Source organism: Coleofasciculus sp. G2-EDA-02 (assembly GCF_040226375.1).
Lineage (GTDB): Bacteria > Cyanobacteriota > Cyanobacteriia > Cyanobacteriales > Coleofasciculaceae > Coleofasciculus.
The window spans coordinates 23,259-38,513 of sequence record NZ_JAVKEW010000049.1; the positions used below are offsets into that span (position 1 = coordinate 23,259).

At 46.3% G+C, this 15,255-nt stretch carries 11 protein-coding genes; 7 read left to right on the plus strand and 4 right to left on the minus strand.

All coding sequences use genetic code 11. From position 1 onward, the window contains the following. Positions 1-148 precede the first annotated feature (148 nt). Complete coding sequence (locus RLO19_RS04835) at positions 149-6,334, minus strand: CHAT domain-containing protein (RefSeq protein WP_446354330.1); 6,186 nt, start codon at positions 6,332-6,334, stop codon at positions 149-151. A gap of 387 nt (positions 6,335-6,721) precedes the next feature. Here RLO19_RS04835 and RLO19_RS04840 point away from each other — a divergent pair, with 387 nt between their 5' ends. Further along, positions 6,722-8,185 (plus strand): DASH family cryptochrome, encoded by a 1,464-nt coding sequence (locus RLO19_RS04840; protein WP_446354332.1) that lies wholly within the window; start codon positions 6,722-6,724, stop codon positions 8,183-8,185. A gap of 53 nt (positions 8,186-8,238) precedes the next feature. On the opposite strand, the gene RLO19_RS04845 is transcribed toward RLO19_RS04840, so the two are convergent. Further along, positions 8,239-8,370, minus strand: coding sequence for a hypothetical protein (locus RLO19_RS04845; RefSeq protein ID WP_446354333.1), 132 nt, complete (start codon positions 8,368-8,370; stop codon positions 8,239-8,241). A gap of 111 nt (positions 8,371-8,481) precedes the next feature. Here RLO19_RS04845 and RLO19_RS04850 point away from each other — a divergent pair, with 111 nt between their 5' ends. Both RLO19_RS04850 and psbM read left to right on the plus strand, forming a co-directional pair. After that, positions 8,482-8,778 (plus strand): 2Fe-2S iron-sulfur cluster-binding protein, encoded by a 297-nt coding sequence (locus RLO19_RS04850; RefSeq protein WP_446334627.1) that lies wholly within the window; start codon positions 8,482-8,484, stop codon positions 8,776-8,778. A gap of 156 nt (positions 8,779-8,934) precedes the next feature. Continuing rightward, positions 8,935-9,051, plus strand: coding sequence for a photosystem II reaction center protein PsbM (gene psbM / locus RLO19_RS04855; RefSeq protein ID WP_446334628.1), 117 nt, complete (start codon positions 8,935-8,937; stop codon positions 9,049-9,051). A gap of 183 nt (positions 9,052-9,234) precedes the next feature. Here the strand turns inward: psbM and RLO19_RS04860 are convergent, their stop codons facing one another. Beyond that, positions 9,235-10,083, minus strand: coding sequence for a universal stress protein (locus RLO19_RS04860; RefSeq protein WP_446354335.1), 849 nt, complete (start codon positions 10,081-10,083; stop codon positions 9,235-9,237). Positions 10,084-10,563: 480 nt separating this feature from the next. On the opposite strand from RLO19_RS04860, the gene RLO19_RS04865 reads away from it, so the two are divergent. The 4 genes from RLO19_RS04865 to RLO19_RS04880 are packed head-to-tail and all read left to right on the plus strand — an operon-like array spanning position 10,564 to position 12,711. Beyond that, on the plus strand, positions 10,564-11,127 hold the full coding sequence (locus tag RLO19_RS04865) for a hypothetical protein (RefSeq protein ID WP_446354337.1): 564 nt from the start codon (positions 10,564-10,566) through the stop codon (positions 11,125-11,127). Beyond that, positions 11,099-11,353, plus strand: coding sequence for a hypothetical protein (locus tag RLO19_RS04870; protein WP_446354339.1), 255 nt, complete (start codon positions 11,099-11,101; stop codon positions 11,351-11,353). Before RLO19_RS04865 ends, RLO19_RS04870 begins: the two co-directional genes overlap by 29 nt. A 45-nt stretch (positions 11,354-11,398) precedes the next feature. Beyond that, positions 11,399-11,995 carry an SH3 domain-containing protein gene (locus RLO19_RS04875; RefSeq protein WP_446354341.1) on the plus strand — a complete coding sequence of 199 codons (597 nt, stop codon included), beginning with the start codon at positions 11,399-11,401 and terminating at the stop codon, positions 11,993-11,995. A 32-nt stretch (positions 11,996-12,027) separates the two neighbouring features. Further along, positions 12,028-12,711, plus strand: coding sequence for a Crp/Fnr family transcriptional regulator (locus RLO19_RS04880; RefSeq protein ID WP_446354343.1), 684 nt, complete (start codon positions 12,028-12,030; stop codon positions 12,709-12,711). A gap of 177 nt (positions 12,712-12,888) precedes the next feature. On the opposite strand, the gene RLO19_RS04885 is transcribed toward RLO19_RS04880, so the two are convergent. After that, positions 12,889-15,186, minus strand: a complete 2,298-nt coding sequence (locus RLO19_RS04885; protein WP_446354345.1) for a GumC family protein — start codon at positions 15,184-15,186, stop codon at positions 12,889-12,891. Between the last annotated feature and the right edge of the window lie 69 nt (positions 15,187-15,255).

Sequence of the window (15,255 nt, forward strand, 5' to 3'; positions counted from 1 at the left end):
CACGATATTATCGTACCCCTACTGAATCAATTCGCTCTAAGCAATGGTAGGGGCATGGCATTGCCATGCCCTATTATCAATAAAAAGAACCAATCTACTAACATAACACGTTATAAAATTTTAGGTCGAACCACTGCCTTCTGCTATATCACCAAGGACTTCCGACCAATGTAAATGCACTCCAAAAATAAGGATTACTGAGTTCCTTATCCTCAATTCCGGCTAACGCTTCGGGTAAAGTAATCCTCAAATTGGGTGTGACTAATTCTCCATTTTCAATCTTGACTTCCCCTCGAATTAAAGCTAACTGTGCTTGGCGTAAGGCTTCCGCTTTGATTGGTGCTTTTTTCAATTGTTGATACAATTCAGTCATTAATCCCAGAGTGCCTTCATCACTCACATACCAGAGACTTCCTAGGGCGGATTTTACGCCAGCTTGTACCGCTAATCCGGTAAATCCTAACTCTGCTTCTGCATCCCCTAATGCGGTGCGACAAGCACTTAACACTAATAATTCTACGGGAGGATTATGGAATCCTAACTCGCGTAATTGGTCGAGTTGCAGTTTACTATCACCAAATTGGATATAGGAATTACTGGGTTTTCCGGGTTTAAATTCACCGTGAGTGGCTAAATGAACAATACCAAACGGTTGTTCAGCACGAGCGTCTTTCAGATTCTCTAGGGTAAAATCGTCGTTGAGAAAATATTTGCCTTCCCAGATGTTTTCGGTAATCGTGGGTAATTCTACAGGCACAGCAGGTAAGGGGTTTTGGTCAGTAAATTCAGAGGCTCCCATGGCTAAAACTTGCAGGTTTCTGATATCAACGTAGCGGGTGTCGGTGAGAGATAAGCTGGGCATTAAACCAATACTATAGCGTTCGATAATATAGCCATTTTCATCATGTAAGGCAGCTAGCGGTAAGGAACGTAATCCAGTATCGGTGACAAATGCCAGATTATCAATCTCTTGAGCTTGTAATTCGTTTTCCAGTGGCGCAATTAACCATTGATAGAGTTGTTGTGCAGCGGGAAGATGAGGACGAGGAATTCGGATATCTGTGATAGCGCGGCGGAATTGTTGGGTGACATTGAGAACCTTGGCGCGTGTGACGCCTTCGACTCGTTTGCGAATCGGTTGACCTTCGGCGGTGACTAATATTAATTCTAATTGATCATTGTCTTGAGCGGGTTGATTGGGAGATGAGGTGGGTTCTTGGGCTGAGGATAAACCAAAACGATTAAATTGCCACTGGTTGTCTGATGGTTTGGGTTCAGATTTGGTTTGATTGTCTGGAGTTGAGGAAGGTATCGTATTGGGGACAAAAACGACATAGATGATGGCAGGTTTAATTCCTGTCGTTTGTTCAATTGTCCCCAAGGAAGCTTTTGCTTGGGAAAAGGTGATAATAGGAATATCACTTAATCCCAGATACTCTTGGTATTCATGGGTAAAAAATTCCTCTAATTGTGCTACATCGGTATCAATTTCTAGCGCGGGGGGTTCTTGTTCTGGATTTAAAGTAGGTGTTTCTGATGGTTTGAGGAAATCAACAGAATTTATCAAAGGGGTAGTTTCAGGAGTTAATGGTTCAGATGGATTAATTGGTGGTTCAAATGGATTAGTTGGCGGTTCAGGTGGATTAGTTGGCGGTTCAGGTGGATTGATAGGTGAGTCAACACTAATAATCTGAATATTTCCCTCAGTGTGGGTGAAGAGAAAGGATTGGGAAGGAGTAATTCTAAAATTTCCGCTGCTAATGGTCTCGGCTATTCCATTACTGCTAGCATCACCGATGATAAACGGTATTTCTCCATTACCACCATGTCGGATAATAATATCACCGCTACCATTCCCGCCTGCGGTGGAGATACTTGCCTCTACACCATTTTGATCTGTAAATGTTCCTGTGGCGCGGAAAAATTGACCAGCGGTAATATCAACATGACCGCCTATCCCATTACTACCTCCTTGAGCATTAATGGAGGTGACTTGAATATCCCCGATAGAGTCAAGCAAGAGATTACCACCATTGCCGAGACTACCACTGGTATTAATTTGTCCGGTACTAATTTCGGTATTGGCTTGAATACGGATATTCCCACCATCAACTCCCTGTGTGTTCAGGTTCCCCGTGTTAATTGCTCCTGTCGTACTGGTGAGATTGATATCGCTATTCGTGGTAATATCACTGGTGGTGATGTCACCGCTACTGAGTAGATTGACTGTACCGTTAGCGGCAATTGAGCGGTTTAAAGTAATTCTGCCCCCACTAATACCATTATTTTCTACGCGGATATTTCCCCCAATTGGATTTCCCTCTACTGTAATATCACCACTGGCGTTATTGGTTAAACCTGTCCCAGTATTTAGCAGAAGAGTCGTATCACCTGTGCCAGAATTGAGAGTAACATCAGAGGCTATGACAATCTCAGCTATACCTGGGTCGCGGAGGGCATTCACTACGCCATTTGCTGCCGTTTCATTTGCTATCAGGGTTAAATTCCCGTTATCGGTAGTAATATCAGCATTGACGAAAATACTGCGACCTGCTTGATAGTTTAGTCCGCCTCCATTACCACTGGAATTATTGGTTACAATTGGACTGTTAATTATAATATCATTATTCGCTTGTAGAACTACATCTGTACCAGCGTTTAGGGTTTGCTGTAATGTGTTAGGGGTCAATGTCACAGTAACACTGGGGTAACTATCAAACTGGAACTGGACTGGATTTAACAGAGTTGGATTTATCGGTACAACCGTTACCCGACCACTACCTTCTCCTACAAAACTAACTAAAACTGTGCCATTCACTGAGTCTTCAACCACTTCATCTAAATCAGCATTGGCTGTGCGACCGATAAGGCTATTCTGGGGAGTGATAGTATTACTGCCATCGATTGTTTCCCCGGTGCTGCCATCACCCCAAGTGACTGCCCCTGCACTTCTTACTACCTCGTTATTCCAGTTTTCGCTTTTCACCAAGTAATTACCGTTTGTCAGTGCTACTACGCCACCAACGCCCACTTCGTCTGCAATTTGAGTCCCAACCAAACTATTGTCCGGTGTTACTGTACCTGTGATACCTGTGGTTCCATCACCCCAAGTGACTGCCCCCGCACTTGTCAACCCCCCGTTATTCCAGTTTTCGCTACTCACTACATAATTGCCATTAGTCAGCGCAACTACACCCCCATTGCCCACTTGGTCATCAGCTTGAGTACCAACCAAACTATTATTGGGTGTCACTGCCCCAGTAATACCGACGCTATCATCACCCCAAGTGACTGCCCCAGCCTGACTTGCACCCGTGTCCGGGTTGTTCCAAAAGCTGCTGCTTACCACATAATTGCCGTTGGTTAGGACGACTACATTCCCAATGCCCACTTGGTCATCAGTTTGAGTACCAACCAAACTATTGGTGGGTGTCACTTCCCCAGTAATACCCACGCTACCATCACCCCAAGTTACCGCCCCAGCATCAGTTGCCCCCGTGTCTGGGTTGTCCCAATTGGAGCTGCGTACCACATAATTGCCGTTGGTTAGGGCTACTACACCCCTATTGCCCACTGAGTCATCAGCTTGAGTACCAACCAAACTATTGCTGGTTGTCACTTCCCCAGTAATACCCACACTGCCATCACCCCAAGTTACCGCCCCAGCCTGACTTGCACCCGTGTCCGGGTTGTCCCAAAAGCTGCTGCTTACCACATAATTGCCGTTGGTTAGGGCTACTACACCATTAAAACCCACTCGGTCATCATTTTGAGTTCCAACCAAACTGTTGGTGGGTGTCACTGCCCCAGTAATACCCACACTACCATCACCCCAAGTGACTGCTCCAGCCTGACTTGCACCCGTGTCCGGGTTGTCCAAACTGGAGCTGCTAACCACATAATTGCCGTTGGTTAGGGCCACTACACCATCAAAACCCACTCGGTCATCATTTTGAGTACCGACTAAACTGTTGGTGGGTGTCACTGCCCCAGTAATACCCACACTACCATCACCCCAAGTTACCGCCCCAGCCTGACTTGCACCCGTGTCCGGGTTGTTCCATAGATTGCTGTGTACCACATAATTGCCGTTGGTTAGGATCGCTACACGCCCATTGCCCACTTCGTCATTAGCTTGAGTACCAACCAAACTATTGCTGGTTGTCACTTCCCCAGTAATACCGACGCTACCATCACCCCAAGTGACTGCTCCAGCCCGACTTGCACCCGTGTCCGGGTTGTTCCAATTGAGGCTGCGTACCACGTAATTGCCGTTGGTTAGGGCTACTACACCCCCGTTGCCCACTACGTCAAAGTCTTGAGTACCAACCAAACTATTGATGGGTGTCACTATCCCGGTGATACCTGTGCTGCCATTGCCCCAAGTTACCGCTCCAGCGCCAGATATCCCCCCGTTGTTCCAAAGGAAGCTGCCAACAACATAATTGCCGTTGGTTAGGGCTACTACACCAAAATTACCCACTTCGTCATCAACTTGAGAACCTGTTAACGTACTAATCAGCGCCCCTGTCTCGCCGTTATACAGATAAACCGCCCCAGCATTCTCAGCCCCAAAGTTATCCCCAGGCTTAGTCACCACCACATTCCCGGTACTCAAGGGTACAATATCCTCACCAAACCCTGTACCACCCCCTTCATTTGGGTCAATCAGGTCAAACTGCGGCAATCCCCCTTGACTATCATCAATAATGATATTTTTCGGGTCGAGTAACAGCGTTCCTGCTGCCCCATTCACCGCCCTCGCATCCACCACACCAGACATTGCCAAGGTGTCTTTCCCCGACACTTCCACTAACCCGCCATCCCCATAAACTGCACCCCCCCGCGCTTGAATCGTGCCTGCAAATTGGGTGAGTTGGTCTGACCAAACAATGACTTTACCCGCATTGCCCTCAATTACCGCATTTGCCCTGAGACTCGTGGCATGATTAACCAAGGTATTTTGGGCATTGACTATCCCCCCTTGCCCCCCTTCGTAAGGGGGGAAAATCGGACTCCCCCCTTTCAAAGGGGGGTTGGGGGGGATTCCCCCTTGATTCAAAGGAGTTCCCTGAAAATCCCCCCCAACTAAAATCTCTCCACCGCCATGATTCCCACTCCCATCCACATCAGCCGCCAATAACCGCACATCCTGAGCAAATAAATGCACAGAACCGCCCACATCTCCAGTTACATCCAACTTGCCAGAGGTAGTTAATACCGTCTCTTCTCCCCCATAAACCCGAATATTTCCCCCCTGTTCAGTACCCCTCGCCGAAGTAACCGCACTAGCCGTTTGAATCACCGTACCTGTATAATCAATCTGAATTTCCCCACCCTGACCATCACCACCATTGACACTGAGAATCCCACTATCTAACAAATTCTTCGTCTCAATCTGGATATTTCCCCCATTCTCCCCATCCGCCGTAACCTCCCCCTGGTTATACAGAACAGTTCCCACCAGATTCACCTGTCCCGCTTCGGGATTATCCACAGAAACCCGCCCCTGATTGCTAACTTGTCCCTCAGTTCCGGTTAACAACTGCGGTAAATCATTGAGCTGAATTGGCGTATCATTATCCTCTGGTGGGACAAACTCCAAACTTAATAGATGTCCTTTTTTACTCAGCCGGACTCGATTCTCACCCGGTACAGCAGCAATCGTAATCGTTCCTCCAGGTGCAGTGAGTTCTCCCTGATTGGTGACCCTTCCTCCCAGTAAGGTTAAAGCCTGACCCTGATTAACGGCTAAATTCCCTTCATTAACAATACTCCCCGATTGTTCTGAATCAAAAACAAACTCACTGGGAGTCCCGATTAAATCTGTATAGTTATTCTCACCCAAGGCATTAAACCAACCGTTATCACCAAATCCAATCCCAGTAGCCGTCGTCGCGGTAAAGTCACCGGGAACATTTAAACTAGCATTTGCCCCAAACACAAACCCGGCTGGATTCATTAAATATAAATTGGAGTCCCCACCCGTGACTTGAATTAACCCCTGAATAATCGAAACTTCACCCCCAACCACACGCCCTAAAATATTCTGAATCTGGGGATTAGAGATAAAATTAGCAATTTCGTTTGCTGAGAGTCCAAATTCCTCAAAACTATGAAAGAGATTCGCGCCATCTCCAGATAGACTTCCCCCTTGGATATTAAACTGGTTTCCCTCCTCGTCAATACTGGTTCCCGTACCATCATTAGCCGGGATGATGGGTTCTGCAACGGTGGGAGAACTAAGAATCAGGGCGGTGATGAGACAAAGACTGGCTTGAGTGATGGATATAAGTAAAGACAGCCAACTCAAGCGCCAGGGGGTAGATGTCATGGGCTTAATCCCAGATGCGATGCGCCAAAGTATACCCTAGTGTTCCTATGTTTTTACCCTCACGTAATAAAACGATAAAAAAATAAATAGGGTGAAAAATTATCCACTGATAACAGGGTTAACCAACTGTGAGTAGCTGCGTAAGTGATATCAGGGCACGATAATATCGTGCCCCTACTGAATCAATTCGCTCGCTTGCAATGGTAGGGGCATGGCATTGCCATGCCCTATGATCAACAACAAGAACAAATGTACTAACATAACACCAATAATTCTACCGGGGGATTACTGAATCCTAACGTTCCTATGTTTTGACCCTCACGTAATAAAACGATAAAAAAATAAATAGAGTGAAAAATTATCCACCGATAACAGGTTCAACCAACTGTGAGTGAAAAACGAATTCTCCTCTGGTATCGCAATGACTTGCGCCTACATGATCACGAACCCCTACACCAGGCGCTGCAGACAAAGGCGCAAATCGTTCCCCTCTACTGCTTTGACGATCGCGTCTTTGGTAAGACATCCTTTGGATTCCCCAAAACTGGGGCATTCCGCGCCCAATTCCTACTGGAAAGTGTAGCCGATTTGCGAGAGAATGTGCGATCGCGTGGAAGTGATTTGCTAGTGCGTCGGGGTTTACCAGAGACGGTGATTCCCGCTTTGGCAAAACAACTCGGTATTACTGAGGTTTACTTTCATCAGGAAGTTACCGCCGAAGAAGTAGCGGTAGAATCTGCACTCAAAAACGCCTTATCTGAAATTGACATAACTGTACAAACGTTCTGGGGAAGCACCCTCTACCATCCCGACGATTTACCCTTCAGTCTCTCAAAACTTCCTGAACTTTTCACTACCTTTCGCAAGCAGGTGGAGAAAAAATCCACAATTTACCCCCCCTTTCCCACTCCCAAACATTTACCGTCTCTTCCCTCTGTAGATGTTGGAAAATTACCCCAACTTGCTGATTTTGGACTAGAATCCCCTATATTTGACGAACGGGTAGTATTACAATTCAAAGGGGGAGAAACCGCCGGATTAGCCAGACTAAAAGACTATTTCTGGAAAAAAGACTGTCTCAAAGTTTATAAACAAACCCGCAATGGTATGTTGGGGGCAGATTACTCCTCTAAATTTTCTCCCTGGCTAGCATTAGGGTGTTTATCGCCGCGTTTTATTTATGAACAGGTTCAGCACTATGAACAGGAACGAGTCAAAAATGATTCAACCTACTGGTTAGTATTTGAGTTAATTTGGCGAGACTTTTTCCGATTTATTTGTGCTAAACATGGGAATCGAATCTTCCGCCAATCTGGGTTACAGGGTGTACCCATTCCCTGGAAAGAAGACTGGGAGCGTTTTACTCTTTGGCAGCAAGGAAAGACAGGCTTTCCTTTAGTTGATGCCAATATGCGGGAACTTGCCGCAACTGGATTTATGTCCAATCGGGGACGACAAAATGTTGCCAGTTTTCTCACCAAAAACTTAGGAATCAACTGGCAAATCGGTGCTGAATGGTTTGAATCGGTGCTGATTGACTACGATGTTTGTAGCAATTGGGGCAACTGGAATTATACAGCGGGAGTGGGTAATGATGCTCGTGGGTTTCGTTATTTCAATATTCAAAAACAGTCGAAAGATTATGACCCCCAAGGTTACTATGTTAAACATTGGCTACCCGAACTAGATTCCTTACCCGCCGCTAAAGTACACCAACCTTGGACATTAACCTCAGCCGAGCAAAAACAGTTTGGGGTAAGAATTGGCGTAGATTATCCTAATCCAGTTGTGGACTTAATGCAGTCGGTTAAAGCAAACGAGAACGTTTACAACGCCGCATTGAGCCGTTGATAACATTGCCGATTGGAGAGACTGCTTATCAACATTGTAGTGGCGTGGCACGGCTAAAATTGTAGGATAGATTGGGTTTGTAGTCTCAAAACCGGCGAAATCGGGGCGGGTTTAGTTTGGTTAGTGGTTTGAGCCAGAGCGTTATCGGTAAAACCCGCCCCTACACAATCCAAACTATCGGTCATAATTCGTTAGCCTAGAAGAAGGTCAGTTGTTGTCAATGTGAATCAGAGGATTACATATCCTGAGTGCAAATTCTTCTAGGATATATCAGGAGTGATGTAGCGGAGAACTAGATGGCTAATATTAAATTTGTCAAGGAAGACCAGGAAGTCATTGCAGCAGATGGGGCAAACTTACGTGAGAAAGCCCTGCAAAACAAGATTGACCTGTATACCTTCAAAGGAAAGTTGATGAACTGTGGAGGCTATGGTCAATGTGGTACCTGCATTGTTGAGGTTGTCGAAGGGATGGAAAATCTCTCACCTCGAACTGAGGTAGAACAGCGTAAACTAAAGAAAAAACCGGAGAGTTACCGATTAGCCTGCCAAGCCTTGGTCAATGGACCAGTCAGCGTGAAAACTAAGCCCTGAAGCGGCGGGAAGCAATGTTCCAGACGTTCCATGGCACTATGGCGAGCAGGGGGAGACTGTAGCTGATCAGTATTTGGAGTCAAGCTGCACGATTGGCAGAAGCCAATGATATTCTAAGAAGAGCGGTTCAAAACCAATTGTAGAGGCACTAGTTCAATGCAAGTTAATGATTTAGGGTTCGTTGCCAGTCTTTTGTTTGTGCTGGTTCCCACCGTTTTTTTGTTGATTCTGTATATCCAGACAGCTAGCCGAGAAAGTAATAAAAATCCTTAGCCTTAGCTGTCTACCTTCCGCCCATAAGCTCCCCGACTTCTTCAAGAAGTCGGGGAGCTGACACTCAATCTGGTGTGCGGGCTAACAACAGGGGACAATTCCCATACACCCGCACATAGTCCGACAGTGAGTAGTGAGTAGGGTGGGCATTGCCCACCAACCTTACGGAGCGTGCCATTTTACTCAATCCGGTGTGCGGGCTAATAGCACAGGACAATTCGCATACACCCGTACATAGTCCGACAGGGAAGTCCCCAGCAATCGGTCTAAATCAGGGAGAGACATAGCAATGGTGGGACGGCGTTCAGGAGAACCTAGGACTAACAAGTCCACATTCATCTCATCTGCCAAGCGGCAAATCTCTCGCCCCGCCTGACCCTTACTATTAATACATTTATAGGCAACGCCTTGCTTTTTCGCTTCCGCCGCCGCCGATGCCAAAACGGGATCGGTTTCAGGAGTGGTTATCGGTTCACCCGATGGCGTTTTTTGGTCGGGGTTGACGTGAACCAAATACAGTTGACCGCCTTTGACATCCCGAATCAGAGATAGCGCCAAATCTAAGCTTTGCTTAGCACTCTCCGATTTATTCATCGCCACCATGACTCGGTTAATCCGTTTGACGTAGATCTCGTCTTTCACCAATAACATGGGACGGGAGGACAATTGGAAGACATATTGGCTGACAGAGTTTTCCAGGATAGATTCCAACCGTTTGAGTCCTCTGGAACCCATAATGATCAGGTCAGATTGCTCTTCCTGCGCCACTTGTAGCACTACGTCTTTGGGATCTCCCTGTTTGAGCCGGGGCGTGATTTTATTGGGATCGATTTTGAGAGACTTAACCGCGTCTGCCAAAATCTTACCGCCCTCTTCCAGTTTGGCTGACATGGCTTCAGCACTAACTTGGGGTGTGACTACATGGAGAACCGTAACCGATGCTTGTTGCATGATCGGGATTTCGGTCAACATATTAAACATTTCTTCACATAATCCCCGACCGGCAACAGCAAGCAAAATTTTTTCAATCATGGTTTGAATCGTTTTAAGTGGTTAAGATGAGACTTTCGCCATTCCAGGAGAGCCGTAACTATATTAGGGTAAATTCCGCAAGCCCCGTAAGTAGTAGTTGTTTCCCTGACAAGGCATCAGTCCTCAGGGTTATCTGATTTGCTCCTTCTAAAAATAAGGATACTGGGGATCGGGATTTCAAAATTTGACAATTTGTCAACGACTGGAGGGAAGCAGGGTTGTAGGGGTAATACTGTTCGGTTAAGAGGAGCGGGGGGAGCTCTTGAAGCAGGGGAAGCAGGGGGAGAATAAATTAAATTAGAGCTTATCCGAGCAGTATTGGTTGTAGGGGCGGGTTTTACCCATAACGTTCTGAAGAAAACCCTTAACTTATGTAAACCCGCCCTTTCTTAAGCGTGCAGGGGAATTCCAGAGGTAGCAGGCTAGGTTTCTACATTCGTTAAGGTAGAACAGTTATGTATACATAGAGAAGAAATCTCCATGAACCTTTCAAGACTCTGGCAGGTAATTATTACAGTAGTATTAGTGCTGGGACTCTATATGCCCCCAGTGACGGCGGCTGAAACCCTTTCCCCTAGAACTGATAAGTTTAATGCTTTGGTGCAGGAATGTCTGGAACTCCAAGGTGAGACATCTCTCAATGCTTGTGATCAAGCCATTGAACTACATCCGGATGACGTGATTCCTTGGTATGGGCGTTCTCGCGTATTATCGACTTTAGGACAACAAGAACAAGCCAATCAGTCTTATGCCCGGATGCGGGTGATTCAAGCGTACTATAGTACGATCGCGCAACTGCTTGCCCAACGGGAACAGATTGAGTCGTTGATGCAAAATGAGGAGCAATTCTCTCAACTCGAAGCCGCGATTAACAGTGAGGATGTGGAGCAAGGGCAGTTAGAACAACTGCAACAGCTTAAACAACAGATTCTCACACTCCGGGACAATCCTAGCATCCTGGATGAAGAAATTGCTGATGCGATGCTTCAGGTACGCGATCGCTTGGCTGATATTATTGAGCAAATTTCTGCGACTGCATCATAACCGGGTGCAAGCTTTGCGGAATTTATGGGCGCAAGCCTTGCGGAATTTATGGGCGCAAGCTTTGCGGAATTTATGGGCGCAAGCCTTGCGCCCCTACAGGATCAAATACAAAAACGGACGACAAAATGGAGAGTTCGGCGACTTGTTGTTTGAACTCGCCAAGATCAACCGGATTATTCATCTTTATATTCAACTTGAGATAGATGAGGTTACTTTCAGTTTATAGAAAATTAGGGGGTGTATAGAAGTATTAAAGGATAAAGTAGATCTAATGAAATATCCGAAAAAAACTTGGCAACTCCTAGGATTTACGACAATCTATTCACTGGCACTGACCATTTTTCCCAAGGTTGCCAGTGCGAATCAACCACCATCTGTACAGCGTTCTGATGACTATCAGGTTGCCCAAATGACTGATTGCCGAGAGGTTGATGTTAATACAAGGCTGAATATACGACGACAGCCGGATGGGCAGGTTATTGGGACTTTGGAAGATGAACAAACCGTTAATATTATCGGTGAACCTGAAAATGGATGGGTGCAGATTGACGCCCCTGAGGATGGTTATATTGCGGCGAGATATTTAACCTATTGTACGGGTGCAGTACCCCCATCCCAACCTGTTACCCAAACCACGCCGACTACCTCAGGAAGTGGGCAGATTTCCACTGTACCCGGTAGCAACTGCCGTCAGGTGGTTTCGCCAAATCTATCGGTGCGATCGCAGCCGAATGGCGAAGTGATTGGTACATTGGATGAAAATCAGACGGTTTATATTGCCAACGAAGGGTACGATGGCTGGGTGCCCATTGAAAGACCCATCGATGGCTATGTGAATTCGGCAAATCTCGGCTACTGTTATCAGTAACCCCTTTTAACTCATTTAACGGCTTTTGAACTGTGAGTCAACCCTCTCAACAGCGGGACTTTCTCGCCAATACTCAACTCTGGCGAGGTTTGCCGGATGAGCAGTTAGACGCGATCGCGACCATTGCGATCGCTAAATCCTATCATAAAGGTGAGGTTATTTTTGTCGAAGGGGAGGAGGGTAGCGGATTCTTTGTGGTGAAATCCGGTAGAGTGAAAGTATTTAAGCTATCGGCAGAAGGGAAAGAACAGATATTAGAATTTTTTGGGGCGGGAGAACATTTTGCCGAAGTACCCGCCTTTGATGGTGAATGCTTTCCTGCATCGGCTACGGCTTTAGAGAAAACAGAATTATTATTTTTTGAGCGCACCACTTTTTTAGCCTTGCTGGCTCAACAGCCAAAGATAGCGATTAATATGTTAGCCATTTTTGCGCGACATTTGCGACGCTTTGCCCGATTAATTGAAGATTTATCGTTAAAGGAAGTTCCGGGGCGATTGGCGGCTTCTTTGCTCTATTTAAGCGAACGTTCTGAGCATTTAGAGCAAGTCGAATTAGATATTACCAAGACTCAACTAGCATCCTTATTAGGCACAATTCCTGAAACCTTATCACGGGTGTTTGCCAAGTTGAGCCAGGAAGAATTAATTTCGATAAATGGCTCTAGGATTCGCTTATTAAATCCAGAAGGGTTAAAGATTTTAGCCGAACGATAACTGATCGCGTCTGGATTGGTGACTGGGGAAGCAGGGGGAGCAATGTTCCAGACGTGCCATGGCACTATGGCGAGCAGGGGGAGCCATAGTACATTTACCCTGATAGCGGTGCAAGGGTATAAAAGGGTTTAGTTCCCTCGAAGGTGGTGAAGGGTCAAAACGTCCCCTACTCCCTTTCTACACCGTCGTTTCCTGGGGAACTTCACGGTAATAGCGATGATAATAATCATAAGAACTTGTAGTATAACTCTTCACTCTATTCGCCACCATTCCCAATAGTCGGGCATGAGAGGTTTTCAATCCAGATAATACCTGCATCAATACCGTCCGATCTGTTCTCCCCAATCCCACCACCATAACAATTCCATCGGTATGTGCCGCCAATAAGCGCCCATCAGCTAAACCTAACATCGGTGGTGTATCAAAAATAACTAAATCAAACATTTCTTGAAACGACTCAACTAAATGCTGCATCTTTTGAGAACAGAGGAGTCGAGTTGGATCAGGTGGAATTTGTCCAGCAGTTAACACAAACAGATTCTCTTCCAACGGCGATGGCTGAATCACATCTTTTACATTAATATCACTGGAAATAACATGACTTAATCCCCACACATTGGGTAAATCCGTCATCACATGCACCTGGGGACGCCGCAAATCCGCATCCACCAATAATACCCGTTGTCCCATCGCAGCGGCGGCTTGTGCCATAAATGTCGCTGTTGTGGATTTGCCATCAGCCGGAACCGCCGAACTAATCACCACCGAACGAATCGGCACATCGGGACTAATAAACTGAAGATTAGCTTGAAGCGAACGAAATGCCTCTAAAAATGGAGAAGCGTGATAGCGATAAGCGGATTTATTCAGAGGAGATGGCAACAACGAAGCTTCCGGTTGCCTAGCTGTTTTAGTGGGTTTACTCTGTTTCTTCAGAGGCTTATGAAAAGGAATTGTGCCCAAAACCGCTAACCCTGTCTTTTCCTTTAACTCCTCAGCTGAGTGAAACACCTTATCCAACTTTTCGGCTAAAAACCCCGCCCCAGCACCTGCTAACAATCCAGCCACTGCCCCTAACGCTATACCGTGCGGGATGTTGGGTGAAATTGGCACTTGCGGCTGTTGAGGTTCGGCAATAAGTTGCCAAGGTAATGTCTTTTGCGCCGCTTCAATTTGTAGCGTCTCTCGCACTGCCAAAAAGCGGTTTAAACTCTCAGTTGCGACTTTCAACTCCCGTTGTAAATCCGTATACTGGCGGGCAATGACTGCCAACTGCTTGAGCTGCTGACTCATCAACTGTTCAGCTTTCGCGATCGCACCTGAGCGCACTTCTAACATATTAATTTGGTTTGTCGTCTCTACAAGTTGCTGAGTCAGTGTCGAACGCAGGGAACTTGGTGATGCCAGAGATGCCGGATTTTCTGGTACGGCGGCGGTGTTTGTCCCCAAGACGGTTCTCGCTTCCTGACTCAGCAGGGGAAGTAAATTTTGTTGCTTGGACCGCAGCGTTTGAATGGTTGGACTCTCTTCGGTAAACCGCGCCGACTCGCTCGCAATTTGACTTTCAATTTCCGTCAACTGATTCAGCAACTGCTGATAACGGGGGGCTTCTGAGAGGGCAGAAGCCGCGATTGCTTGTTCTGGGGATAGTCCTAATTCTCCTAACTGACTTTGAAGTTGCAGCGCCAAGGTGCGGGCTTCATCCAATTTAGTTTGGGTGTTTTGACGTTCTTGGACAATCGCGCTAACTCGACTGGTCAATAGTTGACCCTGACTATCAGGCTCAACTAAAGTATAATTTTGGCGAAATCGTTGTAGCTTTTGCTGAAGCGTATCCACCCGATCCTGAAGTTTCGGCAGTTGTTCTTCGACAAACTCAATCCCCTGTCGCGTACTCGTCTGCTGTTCAGAGAGCGAGTAGTTCACATACCCTTGAGCAATTTGCTCTAAAATAAACTGAATTTTTTCCGGGTCAGAATCTTGATAGCGTACCTCTAAAATTTTAGTTTCTTGTAACTGATTAATTGCCAATTTTTGGCGAAGCGTATTATATTCAATATCGGGATAGCGAGACTGAATTTGTTCGACAATCGGAGCCATCACTTGAGGACTCCACAGCACCTGAATCTGTGTTTCGTAGTCTACATTGTTAGTTTGAACCCCAGCCGATTGATTCAGGGATTCATTAATCTGTTCTAACTGATTTTCACCGGAAACTGACCCAACTAATAACTGAAACTTGCCTTCGTAGTTGGGCGTCTGCTGCAAGACTTTGGTGACAATTCCCGATGTCACCGCGATCGCCACGCCAGCGATAACAAATGCTCGTCGCCGCGCTACCGCCAGAATCTGACGCAAATCCAGCTTGTCGTCCTCGGTGTCGGCTAACTCATACAGGGAGAGGCTGGACAATTCTGGCGGTAGGTGTCCATTATGATGGGATAATAACGACTGATACTCTCCATTTGAACCCATAATTCAGTTAAACGTTGGTGTTTCTAACACTGACTTACTTGAGTTAGCGATTAGATCCCTTGTCCCAGA

Excerpts from the sequence above, each read along its gene's own strand:
- RLO19_RS04835 (WP_446354330.1), bottom strand. The coding sequence starts at position 6,334 with ATGACATCTACCCCCTGGCGCTTGAGTTGGCTGTCTTTACTTATATCC.
- RLO19_RS04845 (WP_446354333.1), bottom strand. The coding sequence starts at position 8,370 with ATGACCGATAGTTTGGATTGTGTAGGGGCGGGTTTTACCGATAACGCT.
- RLO19_RS04850 (WP_446334627.1), top strand. The coding sequence starts at position 8,482 with ATGGCTAATATTAAATTTGTCAAGGAAGACCAGGAAGTCATTGCAGCA.
- psbM (WP_446334628.1), top strand. The coding sequence starts at position 8,935 with ATGCAAGTTAATGATTTAGGGTTCGTTGCCAGTCTTTTGTTTGTGCTG.
- RLO19_RS04860 (WP_446354335.1), bottom strand. The coding sequence starts at position 10,083 with ATGATTGAAAAAATTTTGCTTGCTGTTGCCGGTCGGGGATTATGTGAA.
- RLO19_RS04865 (WP_446354337.1), top strand. The coding sequence starts at position 10,564 with ATGAACCTTTCAAGACTCTGGCAGGTAATTATTACAGTAGTATTAGTG.
- RLO19_RS04875 (WP_446354341.1), top strand. The coding sequence starts at position 11,399 with ATGAAATATCCGAAAAAAACTTGGCAACTCCTAGGATTTACGACAATC.
- RLO19_RS04885 (WP_446354345.1), bottom strand. The coding sequence starts at position 15,186 with ATGGGTTCAAATGGAGAGTATCAGTCGTTATTATCCCATCATAATGGA.